10 protein-coding genes and 1 pseudogene are annotated in these 12,588 nt (G+C 34.0%); 7 read left to right on the plus strand and 4 right to left on the minus strand.

The window, feature by feature from the left end; translation table 11 throughout:
- Positions 1 to 63: 63 nt before the first annotated feature.
- A complete protein-coding gene (locus H4I94_RS06245) occupies positions 64 to 516 on the minus strand; it encodes a hypothetical protein (protein WP_261182381.1) in 453 nt (150 codons plus the stop codon).
- 261 nt (positions 517 to 777) lie between these two features.
- On the opposite strand from H4I94_RS06245, the gene H4I94_RS06250 reads away from it, so the two are divergent.
- The 3 genes from H4I94_RS06250 (at position 778) to H4I94_RS06260 (ending at position 5,216) form a co-directional block, all read left to right on the plus strand.
- On the plus strand, positions 778 to 1,590 hold the full coding sequence (locus tag H4I94_RS06250) for a hypothetical protein (protein WP_261182382.1): 813 nt from the start codon (positions 778 to 780) through the stop codon (positions 1,588 to 1,590).
- Between the two features lie 241 nt (positions 1,591 to 1,831).
- A complete protein-coding gene (locus H4I94_RS06255; RefSeq protein ID WP_004980051.1) occupies positions 1,832 to 3,004 on the plus strand; it encodes a site-specific integrase in 1,173 nt (390 codons plus the stop codon).
- Positions 3,005 to 3,068: 64 nt separating this feature from the next.
- Positions 3,069 to 5,216 carry a DEAD/DEAH box helicase gene (locus H4I94_RS06260; RefSeq protein ID WP_261182383.1) on the plus strand — a complete coding sequence of 716 codons (2,148 nt, stop codon included), beginning with the start codon at positions 3,069 to 3,071 and terminating at the stop codon, positions 5,214 to 5,216.
- Positions 5,217 to 5,279: 63 nt separating this feature from the next.
- Here H4I94_RS06260 and H4I94_RS06265 read toward each other — a convergent pair whose 3' ends face one another.
- From H4I94_RS06265 to H4I94_RS06275, 3 genes and pseudogenes are all read right to left on the minus strand, one after another.
- A complete protein-coding gene (locus tag H4I94_RS06265) occupies positions 5,280 to 5,963 on the minus strand; it encodes a lecithin retinol acyltransferase family protein (protein WP_261182385.1) in 684 nt (227 codons plus the stop codon).
- Positions 5,964 to 6,272: 309 nt separating this feature from the next.
- The gene (locus tag H4I94_RS06270) at positions 6,273 to 7,388 is read right to left on the minus strand and encodes an HNH endonuclease (RefSeq protein WP_004980048.1); all 1,116 of its coding nucleotides are present in this window, start codon (positions 7,386 to 7,388) and stop codon (positions 6,273 to 6,275) included.
- A gap of 712 nt (positions 7,389 to 8,100) precedes the next feature.
- A pseudogene (locus H4I94_RS06275) lies at positions 8,101 to 8,467 on the minus strand (transposase domain-containing protein); the annotation flags it as partial.
- Positions 8,468 to 9,557: 1,090 nt separating this feature from the next.
- Here H4I94_RS06275 and H4I94_RS06280 point away from each other — a divergent pair.
- The 4 genes from H4I94_RS06280 to H4I94_RS06295 all read left to right on the plus strand — a co-directional run bounded on the left by H4I94_RS06280 (position 9,558) and on the right by H4I94_RS06295 (position 12,578).
- Positions 9,558 to 9,761 (plus strand): helix-turn-helix domain-containing protein, encoded by a 204-nt coding sequence (locus tag H4I94_RS06280; RefSeq protein ID WP_314732914.1) that lies wholly within the window; start codon positions 9,558 to 9,560, stop codon positions 9,759 to 9,761.
- A 136-nt stretch (positions 9,762 to 9,897) separates the two neighbouring features.
- Complete coding sequence (locus H4I94_RS06285) at positions 9,898 to 10,266, plus strand: transporter (protein WP_261182387.1); 369 nt, start codon at positions 9,898 to 9,900, stop codon at positions 10,264 to 10,266.
- A gap of 4 nt (positions 10,267 to 10,270) precedes the next feature.
- Positions 10,271 to 11,413 (plus strand): hypothetical protein, encoded by a 1,143-nt coding sequence (locus H4I94_RS06290; RefSeq protein WP_261182389.1) that lies wholly within the window; start codon positions 10,271 to 10,273, stop codon positions 11,411 to 11,413.
- A 1-nt stretch (position 11,414) separates the two neighbouring features.
- Entirely contained in the window at positions 11,415 to 12,578 is a 1,164-nt protein-coding gene (locus H4I94_RS06295) for a hypothetical protein (RefSeq protein WP_261182391.1), read from the plus strand.
- Positions 12,579 to 12,588: the final 10 nt, after the last annotated feature.

Raw genomic sequence — 12,588 nt, forward strand, 5'->3', positions numbered from 1 at the left:
GGGTAAGGTTTAATGCTTTTCCCTTATGAATAGTTCCAGGGTCTACTAGTCCTAGGGTCTTTATTATTCATAATCTAAAACTTTACGTTTACGTCTTACAGTAAAGAAACCTGTCAAAGGTTTATTTTTACTTCTAGTAATTCTAAGAATCCTTTTCTTTAATTTCAGTCTTTGTCTTTCTCTTGATTCTGCAAAAAGCTTGTTAAAAGTACTGCGTGAGATATTTCTATTAGGAAACTCCTTTAAACACGCTTGATATAATTGATTTGTGCTTTTAAACCCACCTGAATTGAGAATATTGAAAATAAACTTATCAAAATCATCACTGTTAATAACTCTATTATTTCTATTTGTTAGGTGGTCTTTATCAAATTTAGACAAGTCATCAAGTTTTTTAAAAATATGAATATATCTGTAGGCTGTACTTTTAGGCTTATCAAACATATAAGCAATTCTGTTAGCAGTACACTTTTTGTTCTTTTTTAATTCTTCGAGAATCTCGGCTGGAATATACATTTTAAATACTTATAAAAATAACAAAAAAAAGAGTTTAAGATTTTAAGTTTCCCCCCCTTTTTTGTCCACGATTTATAGTAAGAAAACCATATTCACTGTTTTATATTGGATTAAATATGGGAATAAAAACCTTTATGTTTTAATGGTTTATATTGAATTTGTGATTATTTGACACTCTTAAGATGACATGACAACATCCCCTTGTTAATCAGTCTGTTTAGTAATTGATTAAATTTTTATTAACTTATAGGAGCGCAAATTATGTCAACATTTACTGAAAATACTGTACTAGAGAATCTAAAAGGCATTTCCTTTAAAAGATTTAATCTAGGAATGAAAGAAAGCGTCAAAGAATTGAAAACTAAGATTCAAGATTATTCAATGGTAATGCAGTCCTTCTTAAAGAAATCAGATACAGAGTTATGTGATTTCCCTATATCTCGTCTTGAGAAAAAAGATCAGTTTTTTAAGAAAAAAGCATTAATTAAGGTCATTAACCAGAAAATCTGTGAAATTAATGACGCTATTGGAGATGATACTTTCCGGGATGAAGCCTACTCCGAGGAAAATTGTATTTTTCATTATAGTAATTTACAGGAATTCATGGAAAATTTTAGCCTCAATTTAAAATATAAAAGTATTTCAAATAACGGGGTCAGCCTCAAATTTAAAACGAATATGAAGGAAATGTTAAATCAAAACTATATTCAATTATTGTCAGATGTTTGTTATTTAAAATTTACTAATTATCTCGAATATGAGGATACAAAACTTCATATCATAAAGAGTGGTATTCATGGTGATTGGCCGAAGGCAAAATGTATTCATCATGAAAAAAAGAATTCTTACATAGAAATGTTACAGGATTATCAACCTGCTCATATTCTATTTTACCCAGTAAATTCTGAAGATGTATTGGAAGGACATTGTGCTTTTGGGATTTATTTGATTGATGAGGACAATAATTTTCTATGTAAGAAAATTATAGAAATCTTTGATGAAAAAAATGCACCAGCAGACTGTAAGGAGCTAAGAATTCCTAAACGTGCCAGTGAATTATTGAGAGAAGATTGAATTATTTAGAGGCGATCTTTTGATATGGACTCGCATGATTATTTAAATACTTCACCGTTACAGAGACTTCATTAGGCGAATAACTAATCAATGTACTCTGAATAAACAACCTGAGTTAAAAGAAAACTTAGGCAAATATTATATCTAAGAAATAGTTAATCGGCACAAATTATTGAATTCTAAATGATTTATTCATTTGGGGTGGATTTGTGCGCCCAAAATTTTATAGAGGATTATCCAAATGGTAATTTCTAAAAGCAAAAGTGCTACAAATTCAGACGATCATTTATATGATTCCAAAAAGCCTATTGAAAAATCAGTAGAGGGGGTGCCTGGACTACGAATAGTTTACAGATCAACTACTACAGCTTTCATGTTACGTCATACCTATCTTTCAAAGAAGATATCAAAGGCTTTAGGTAAAGAGCCTGAGATGTCTTTGGAGCAAGCTAAAGCTATAGCTTTAAAGTGTAATGAGGCGAAATCTGCTGGCTTACATCCATACTCAATATTTGAGTCTGATAAGCAGCCAATGAATTTCCGAGATTTTGTATTGAATGTATATTTACCTGCCATTCGGCCTCATAAAAAATCTTATAACGATGATGAGTCGCGTTTAAGAAACCATCTAATCCCTGTGTTAGGTCATTATCTTGTAACTGAGATTACTGCTCCAATGCTTGGTAAATTACTTGCAGATTTGAGTGCTAAAGGCTTAAGCAATGCAACAATTAATCGTGTTCGAGCTTTACTATCCAGTATTCTCAATATGATTATTGATCATGGGTTAATTGAGGTTAACCCAATCGTACGTGTCAAAAAATATAAGGAGAATAACCAAATAGAACGTTACCTTTCAGACGATGAACTAAAACGTTTGATGGTAGTACTTCAAGATCCTGAACACTACGGTATTCATAATAAGACTATCGTAGGAATTATAAAGTTTCTGCTGCTTACAGGTGTACGTAAACGAGAGGCTATGGATATGAAATGGTCGGATGTTGACTTTGCCAAGTTAACTTGGCTTCTTAAGTTTAATAAATCAGGTAAAGCACGACACATTGCTCTGAATAAAGATGCATTGGCTATTTTGGATAACATGCCAAAAATTTCAGACTATATCTTTGCTAATCCTGAAACTAATAAACCTTACAATGATATTCGTAAAACTTTTGACAAAGTTATGCAATCTGCGGATATCAAAAATATGAGGATTCATGATTTACGTCATAACTTTGCTAGTTTGGCAGTCAACAGTGGTGAATCCTTATTTGTCGTACAGAAATTACTGGGTCATGCATCTCCTCAAACAACTCAGCGTTATGCGCACTTACAACAGAGCACTTTACAAAATGCCTCTGAAAAAATTGCAGCAGTGATCCGTGAGGTTCAAACAGCTGCTGTAGTTTAATCCCTAGATAACCACTCATTAATTAAATTTCGGGTATGCCTTTGGGCATACCCTAGGAGAACTCATGACTAATTTACCGAAAAAACAAATTAAGCACCTTCTTTCCAATCAAAATTTGGCTGATGTATTAGATATTCAAACCGGAAATACTTTGATAAGAGCTAATACGGGTACTGGCAAAACTTGGTATGTCATCAATAAATTAATGCCTTTATGTCATGTAGTTTTTCTTTGTCCTACAGTTGGACAAGTCAAGCAATGTGAGGAAATATATGGAGATAGAAGTGACATAGCATTTATTTATGGAGACAAACGTATTCCTAAGGATTCTCTTAAGTCACTTGCTAAGAAGAATTTAGTGATGACTTATGATCAATTTACTAGATTTGAAACTTTTCTTTCCCAGGAAAGTATTTTAGTCATTGATGAATGTCAGAAATTATACGGTGCAGGTTATCGAGATAAAGCTATTCAACCAATCCTTAAAGCAATTAAATCTCAAAAGTTCGATCGATGCCTTTTTTTAACTGCTACATTGACAGAACCATTATTTGAAAAACTTGGTCTTCATGTAAGTCAATACTATGATATTCAAAAGAAAACTGAGTTAGAGCGTAATATCACACTTATTAAATACACTAAACCACATATATTAAATGTATATGAAAATGTATTAGAGAGAGTACTTAAGAATAGGAAACTTAATAAAAACAAAGTAGTTATTATTAGGCTAAACAATATTTCTATTTCAAAACAACTTAAAGTCATGTTTGAAAAGCATGGTTGTAAGGTCATGCTCATTAATCGTGAAGAGATGGCGAACCAAAAATGTCATGATATGTTGAGCTTAGAAAAAATAGACTGTGATTATGAGGTGGTTTTATGTACTTCTATTATGGATGAAGCGATTAATCTTCATAATGCAGATGAAGAGATCGATAGTAATCATATTATTGGCCAACATGCACATCCAGAAGAAGTTACACAATTCATTGGACGTATGCGTAAAGCAAGTCCTCCAGTATTCATTCATTTATTAGATCCTATAGATTCAAAGATAATCAAACCTATAAAGCATCATGAGCAGATAGTACGAAAAATGAGCATGACTTTTAGCAAACTAACGCATTTTTTGGAAAATGATGTAAGTCGCTTTGCAAGTAAGGATTGCTTTGATGGCCTTGAAGATTTAGTAGTCAGTAAATTAGATAAGGCCAAGGTACTAAATGGACTGACTAATGAAATGGTTGGCTGCAAAGGATTTTGGATTGAAAATAATCAATTTAGCTTAAATCTAGCTAGTATCTTGGGCAGATTTTATCAACTTGATCAACAGAAATGTTATGAGAATGTACTTTACCTTAAGTATCGCTTACAGCAATTAATGCCTCATGCCAATATTACTATATCGAACTCGAAGAGCGTTGTTACAGAGGACATTGTTAACGAATTCGAAGCTAGTAAGGATGAAATTAAGCTTAGTAGAAAGCAGGTTATACCTCAAGTGGCCAAAAGGGTAGTGAATATGTTGCAACCGAAGACAACCAAACTAAAGCAGTTGTTTACGGAATGTGAAGTAGATAGGCTTAATCCATTCAAAAAAGCAGAGCAACCACTTCATTTTGAAATATTTCAAGAAATGGTGATATTAAGTTCGAGATTAAATAACCTTGCCGATATTGTAGATACAATTCAGACAGATCGTACAAATAAGGTCTTAAAATTAGGTTATCAATATCAGAGCCATCCTATTGTGAATATCATAATGGGAGAGCTGTCAAAACGTATCAGAAAGACTGATTTTATGAATGTATTACATTCTTATGAAAGCATAACCACGCTCATGAATAAGTGGATTATGAAAATCTCACGTAGTCAGTCCATCATAGCCTTATTGAAAGAGCATCCTTTGGCCTATCTTTCAGTAAATCAAGAAGGAAAAGTTGCTTTTGTAGAAGGAGGCTCGATTAATTTTCTAAAGCGTTATAGTCGAGTAAAAGTTTTAAATGACAAAAAGGCACATTCAGCTAAGAAAGTACGCTTCATAGGCTTGTGTGCATTTGGATATAGTTTTAATGATGTTCCCGCATCAATTACACAGAAAAGTATTACTATCGATAGTGATGAATATGATGCAGTTACTGGAAGAAGCATTAAAGCTCAAAAAAGAATAAAGGAATCTTTTGATGAATTATTCGAAGATATAGCATAGGTTTGGATAAAATTATGGGAGTCTACGTACTCCCATATTTATTATCAGACTTTAAGAAATAACTTATTTTTTCTTTTTATACGGTATATCCCAAACACGCCATTCATTAGCATCTAGAACTCGTTCTGTTGTTTGTTCTAGCTCACAAAAGAAGCCATCATCATTTTTAAACTTACCAGTGAGACAACCTGAGGTAAACATATGGCAATTATTGCTTGCAACACTATATTTAAGCCAACGACCTATTTTTCTTCTTGCTCTTTCTGCAACACCTCTAGATCCAACGGGTTTGCCATCCTTACATGAAACATAGATGCTAATAGCCCAATTTAAGCCATTTAAACGCTCTAGAAATACTTCTGGAGATACAGCCTCAATTTTTCCGGAACCATCTAAGTGAGCGATTTTGTTGTAGCCAATATAAATACCTGAATGCTCTACTTGATTAAGCAGTAGGCCACAATAGACGACACTTCCAATTTTGGGCTTAACTTTGTCTCTAAATACGTTATCAATGAAAGAAATATTTAGATCATCTCCTAATTTCTTTTTATTTCTAGGTTTAGAATTTTCCTTCAGCTCTTCAATATATTCATCAGCCAATTCTTTAAGAGGTTTTTCACCTTTCACGACTTTATAAGCTTTTTGACAGGTTCTCACAGCTTTTGCTAGGTCTAAAGTGGATGTGTACTGCTTTTCTTGAGGGATAGTAGTACACGCAATCAGGTCAAATAAATTTTTAGTCATGATGAAATTATTAATTTTTGTAAGTTATTAAAAATAATAAACTAAAAAATAGAAAATTCAATTTTTATGAGGAGGTTTAGATGAGTTTTTTAGTGCCATTTTTGCATTTGTATTTTCTGAACGAAGAAGTACTAGAGAGATTGTTTTTTGAGTGAAGAAAATACAAATGCGGAGGGATAAATCCGCATTTGAATTTGGCCGTTTCTTCTAGAAGTCCTGGCCAAAATAGAAAAAATAGGGGGAGTTTTCGTATAGAAAAGAAAAATAACCTGAGCTTTCCCCCCCAATGCGATCCTAATAGCAGTGTAGTTACTGATTTTCTGGTTGAGGCGTATGTTTTAAACTTTTTACGAAAGCATCGTAATCTCGTTTAGCTGATTTTCTCATTTTTTCTTCAGCTTCAGAGCTAGGACAAAAGTGGACTTTAGTATGGCAATTTGGACATAATCCTACTGTATTTTCTATAGAATCATCTCCTTGTTTGGATAGCCATTTAATATGGTGTACTTCCAGGAAAGCGTAACCTAGAGAAGGATCAATAAACGGACCAGGTTGATCACATAATCCACATATTCCTTTAGACATTCTTAATCGTAAAGTTACTATTGCTGGATTACGTGAATATTCATAGCGTATTATTTTCTTGATACGAGAAGGTTGTTTGTACTTCGATGTTGTAGAGTTATTCTTTAACTGTGTTGCTAAATTGAACAAATCCAAATCTGAATGGTTATTAAATTTTTTTTCAGCCTCAACTTGGAGTTTAGCGTCGTATTCTCCAGCTTTAATAACATTCTTATTATCTTCATTGACTTGTTTTAGTAGAAGAGGTTTTAGATATTTTTGGGCTTGGTCTATAGAAGTATAAATTTTTTCTCCTGATAATAATTGTGTATATTCAGGACTATTAATAAACTCATTCCAGCTATTTTCATTGGAGCAAAGGATAAATTTGAAAGCAAAATAGCCATCATAGAATCCAGGTATAAAACCTTTTACTTTAAATAATCCTTTATAGGTTCGGGAGTTGAGGCGAGAATCTTCTTTAGTTATTACACGAATATCTGAGTTTTGTTCACAAGCCAACAGTAGACCACGGTTTGCAGCAGTCAAAGTCTGGTGACAATAATGCACTTTATCGTCTGTACCCCCTTCACCAATATAAATATAAATATCAGGATAATTAGCAAAACGACAGTTTGCATATTTGCCTTTTTTTTGAGTATTAGGGTCAAATGCAGAATATTCTTTATCAAATGCAGAAATATCTACTGAATATGCTGGGCCTCCTTGGTAAGTCACGATTCCTTTAGTGCGGTCTTTATGGATTCCTTTTTCATGTGCTTCGGCTCGGTCCGTAAAAACATGACCTATTTTAATATTAGGAATAGCCCCGTAAACATGTTCTTGATTTGTATTCTGCATTGATATCAAACTTCGCTAAGTCTTAATTTTATTGATTTTATATTAATCAACTTACGGCCAAAATAAAGAATTAGTTGTAGAAAAAGTAGATTCATTTATGGTCCAAATTGAGAAATTTTTTCTCTCAATATGGTTCGATAGCCTACTTCTTGATGTTAAGGTCCTAGAGTGGTCCTAAAAAAGTATTAAAAATCAGTGGTCTATTCTTCCAATCCTTCAACGGTCTGTGGTCAATTTGCGGTCTTTGTCCAAAAAACTCACAGGTTCGGTTGTTATTTATCTTGCACTTACTGAATTAGTATTTATTATTCAATACATAGTCATCAAGTGTGTTTTGTTGTTTTTCAAGGACTTGTGAGAAATAGTCAGGTGCTATTGATTTTATTTATTTTTTGCATCTGATCATTATTGATCTCATTGTTTTTATTTAAGAAAAAATGAAGATTTGTTCTTACTCATAATCCGTTGGTCGACAGTTCAAGTCTGTCTGGGCCCACCATATAAAACAACCCCTTACGTGTACTAATCGTAAGGGGTTTTTGTTTTTAGATTCTGGTAAGCAAATGGTAAGCAGCTTAAATCAACATNTATAAAACAACCCCTTACGTGTACTAATCGTAAGGGGTTTTTGTTTTTAGATTCTGGTAAGCAAATGGTAAGCAGCTTAAATCAACATTATTCTGTAAGCATTCGCTAAACCCCATAGCTTTTTTTAATTTGAGTTGGGTTTCCATCGGTGTGGAAGTAATACTTCAATCTGGGTCACTTTATGTATCGGCAACCTTTTCGGCACATCACTTAATTGGGCATGCGGATCCAGTCCATTCAGCTTTGCTGACTGAATCAGGTGTATGATATTAGCTGCTCGCTGACAACTGCTCATCGAGCCAGCAAATAACTAGTTATTACGTCCCAAGGCCCTGGAACACATCTGATTTTAGATCCCTTATGAAGCAATGCTTCTTATGTTGATTGGTAAGTTACCATCAACCAGATAGCGGCCAGAGTGCTTGCCAGTTTTTTAGGCTGTAGTTGATCCTCAGAGCGGTTAGGGAATCCGATAGCAGCGTCAGATGGTGTTAGTTGAGCCATTAATATAGTCTCGATTTGAGGTATTCATTAAAGCGTTCAACTTTACCTTTGGTCTGTACATAGTAGGGCTTACATATGCGGGGGCAAAAACCATATTTTTTTAACACAGTTGAGCTGTTAGGGTTCAAGTTTGGTGACTGATTATATTGTTGCAAGATATTCCCTTAAGATTCTGACCGTTTCTAGATATTCAAACTCTAAAACTTCTTGGTAGAACACAACGGCAGGAATCCATTCAGGATAAACAGCATTTATGCGTTCGAGCAAATAAAGTTTATATAAGTCAAGAATACATATTCTAGGTTATAAGCCGATACTGTAATGTGAAATTGAGCTGTAAATATTTACGCATTGTATTTTTAGATACTACAAGTTTTTGATTTATTAAATTAAAATAATAAACCTTGTTTATACGGTGTGTGGACTGTTGCTTCTTGTGCTAAAGATAAAATTTTTGAGTATTTTAAAATGACGTTATATTAACTATTGGGTTACTTTTAATACTGCTATAGGAATATTTTACACTGCTGATAAAATATAAAAATTAAACCCAATTGATATATTAACTTAACCTGTTATTGTGTTATTGTAATGAAGTAGGTCAACTGTATGATAAATTTTTAATTGTAATCTTATTTTTTAGTATATTGTGATTTTAAATAATGATGTTTAAGGAGTATAGTTAAATAATATTGTTGCAAAAAAATAATAAATATAATTATTATATTTAATGGTTTTTAATGAGGTTCTATTTGAACAGTAAAATTATAATTTTTATATTTTTTAATTAAGTAATAGAAATTATATAAAGAATTTTGGTTTGTTAGATGATTCTTCTGAACTGAGTGTTGTTGAAGATAGATGAGATTGACAGTCCTTTGGAAGGTACTCATTTTGCTTTTTTGGTTCCATATTTTCATTAAAAATATCTCATATAAATCAATGCCATGGTTTTTATTCTGGGTTTTTTAAAATCTTCTTTAGTATTATGAAATCATAAAAAAGTTTCAGATGTATATGAATTACTTAAAAAGTTTAGTTTTATATAAATATATTAATTCAGATACCTTAATCAACATGAAACATAAAGTTAAACAAATTACCGAAGATAGATTATTGCTATCTACTAGTGAAGCTGCTCGTTTATTAGGGTATGCAGAACAGACTTTACGTAAGTGGGCTTTGTATGAAAATGGCCCAATTAATCCTATTAGACATGGACGTACTCTTCGTTGGAGTAAGGCGGAAGTCTACAAATTTGCTTGCTTAAAAGAAGACTGATTTTGAAGATGGTATGGACTAATTGCTCATACCTATTTACTAGGTTTCAACATGCAAAAAAAAATCATTTGAAGTTCTGATCAAACTCAGAGCACTTTTGATATTAGATTTACCAGACTTTATTCGAGGTTTTATCTTGAATCTTAAAAACAAGCTGGATGCTTACATCAAAAGAACTCTTAACACGGGGGCGAAATCGAATAAAGCCGTTGATGAATTTGAGGTCCTAAAATGGTTAATCCATAAAATTCCTCTAGAACTGCAACAGGTCGACAAGCACAAACAGAAACATGTCCATGCTGTGCTGTTTACCTGTTTTTTTACTCAATTATCCGAAGCCTTAGGTCTGCGGTTATCACAGCATATGCGATCGGATCCAAATCTGCAGCGTCATGTTCAATTGAGTGCCAGCACCTATAAAAAATACTTCAAGTTGCATAAAGACTTGAACCTCAAGTTAGAGCAAAACCAAATTTTCAATTTTTACCCTAAAAAATTATGGTGATTTTATGAGTCAAAATGATAAATCGTCAGAGTTAGACGAAGAAACCAAATTATTGGAAGAATGGGTCAATCAGTCCCTGAGCGAAAAAAAACAAATTTTGAATCAGCTCCTTGCGCAAGATCAGCAGGCACAGGAACTGTATGCTGCTGCTCACAAAATACATGTGGTGATTAAAAATAATCGGATAGTGACACAACAGAAATTATTAGCAGGCTTAACGCAATGGACTAAAAGTGCATCTATAGGACAACTAAGCGACCAACAAAAAGCAGCATTCATCTATTCCTATCTTTTGACTGTAGTCTTGTGCGAAATGCTGAAGGGAATCATCTTGTTAGAGCCTCAGATTACAAGGGATGAAAAGGGTGAAAAAAAGGTTATTCTAAATAATTGTAAAAACAACAATAAAATCAATACAGTATCTTATAATTTAAAACTTCTTTTGCAAAAGCAGTTATCGAATACTGAGAAAAATAAACTGTTGTATAAAAAAGTTACACGAAAACTCCAAACTATGGATGAATTTGATGCCAACGAGTTAAAAATTCTTTTAGAGCGTAAAACAATAAAAAATGATTTTGAACAGCTTAATCTTGGCCGCTATATTCAACAATTTATTATTGTTTTCAACGAGATTGCCAATAGTAGATTAAATTCAACAGTAATTAATGTTCAGGCTTTAATTAACGATATTAAAAAGGGCATGACCTATAAATCTGATTCAGGCACATCATCGTTGGATGTAGAGAATGAGGATACTGGACAAGATACAGACGTCAATATTTCTGATCCTGAACAGGATGAGATCGCCAAGCGGGTGAAGGGGAGTTTCTCTGACGACAAACAGAAACAGCTTGAAAAGCAAGCTAAGCGAATTCAGCGACGTGACTTAGCCTGTAAAACTAATCCGCTTTATCTGAAACCCAGTTTATTAACTGAGGTATATCAGCGATTGCACGAGTGTTATCAAGAAAATACGAGAAATGATGCATATCAATCGGCTCTAGCTGTGTGTGGTCTGATGTGTCTCTTGACCGGTCTGAGTCCAACGGTCTTTCAAAAGATCAAGTATTTGATTGGTATTGGTAGAATTAAAAAAAAAATCAGTCAAAAAAGTCATCCATTATTATTGGGTGATCGATCCTAAGTTGAATGCCAATCATTCCGGTGCCATGCAAGATAAAGCACAGCGTTATAATCGGGCCTTAACCCTAGAATGGCGCATACCAGCACCCTGGATCACCAGTTTAGAGGCTTTAGAGGAACCTGAATTTTGTGTGATTGAGTACAATAATTTTTTGCGGGAAGTCTTTAAAGAGCATCAGATTGGTGAAATCACCTGCGGGATGTTAGAGCGACAAATCTATTTCCATCTGGATATGGAGACTGGTGATAACCTAGTCGCACACTTGTTGGCTAATCGAGATACTCATCATATCGTGCAATGGAACTATGAAGGGCGTCAGATCGATCAAATCGACCAGCATTTTCAAGGCTATATTAATGTTCTATTAGACCGTAGAAAAGGTGATCCATGGATTGAGAATGAACACCCTGGCCATATTTTTCATCGTGAGGAACGTATTGGTAGTCAGCGATGCTGGACTGTAGAGGCCGCGAGTGAATTTTTTAATCAGCTTTATCATTTTGTCAAAAACACATTAGCCAATACTCAAGCGAATCTGATCGAGAAGCTGAATGCTTACAGCATTTGGATGTGGCATCTTTCCTTAATCTGCCTGACGGTACGTCCAATAGTCGGCATGCCGGGGTTACTCAAACATTACGATCCTAAGGCACAACTGCTTTATGTGCATGATAAAAAAACTGATTCACGAAAAGTAGGACGTCCTGTTCCTGTTACAGGCTACTGGCAGGATCATTTCAATGCATATCGAAAATATCTGACGCAAACCATCGAGACACTCGGGATAACTAGTTTTAAAGTGAAATTGGAAAATGATGGTTTTATGCTCTATGTCATCTCACATCCTCGGATCAAGTCCCAAAAAGGTCAGGTGAATCTTGCGGAAGTCGTGGAGCATTTGGAGTTACAGCCCATGTCTGCTGATTTTGTCACGAATTACCTTAAAGAGACCGTGCAGATTTATAAAAACTGGCCAAGGCATTTCACTAAAAATCATCTCGCCTTGAGTGGTGACATTCACAATACGCTATATACCCATGATAAGCAAAGCATGGGATTCAGTCACATTTCTGGATTAAGCCCTTATTTCTACAAACACGACATTCAGCAGCAAGTTAAAAGCTTGCTCAACAAACTAGAAATCGCAAAGCTTGAAGTGCTTTAAAGGACCATCT

It is taken from the genome of Acinetobacter sp. T_3_1 (assembly GCF_025377055.1).
Classification (GTDB): domain Bacteria; phylum Pseudomonadota; class Gammaproteobacteria; order Pseudomonadales; family Moraxellaceae; genus Acinetobacter; species Acinetobacter kookii.

What these genes read in the sequence shown, in the direction of transcription:
- H4I94_RS06245 (WP_261182381.1), bottom strand. Translation starts at nt 516, where the DNA reads ATGTATATTCCAGCCGAGATTCTCGAAGAATTAAAAAAGAACAAAAAG.
- H4I94_RS06250 (WP_261182382.1), top strand. Translation starts at nt 778, where the DNA reads ATGTCAACATTTACTGAAAATACTGTACTAGAGAATCTAAAAGGCATT.
- H4I94_RS06255 (WP_004980051.1), top strand. Translation starts at nt 1,832, where the DNA reads ATGGTAATTTCTAAAAGCAAAAGTGCTACAAATTCAGACGATCATTTA.
- H4I94_RS06260 (WP_261182383.1), top strand. Translation starts at nt 3,069, where the DNA reads ATGACTAATTTACCGAAAAAACAAATTAAGCACCTTCTTTCCAATCAA.
- H4I94_RS06265 (WP_261182385.1), bottom strand. Translation starts at nt 5,963, where the DNA reads ATGACTAAAAATTTATTTGACCTGATTGCGTGTACTACTATCCCTCAA.
- H4I94_RS06270 (WP_004980048.1), bottom strand. Translation starts at nt 7,388, where the DNA reads ATGCAGAATACAAATCAAGAACATGTTTACGGGGCTATTCCTAATATT.
- H4I94_RS06280 (WP_314732914.1), top strand. Translation starts at nt 9,558, where the DNA reads ATGAAACATAAAGTTAAACAAATTACCGAAGATAGATTATTGCTATCT.
- H4I94_RS06290 (WP_261182389.1), top strand. Translation starts at nt 10,271, where the DNA reads ATGAGTCAAAATGATAAATCGTCAGAGTTAGACGAAGAAACCAAATTA.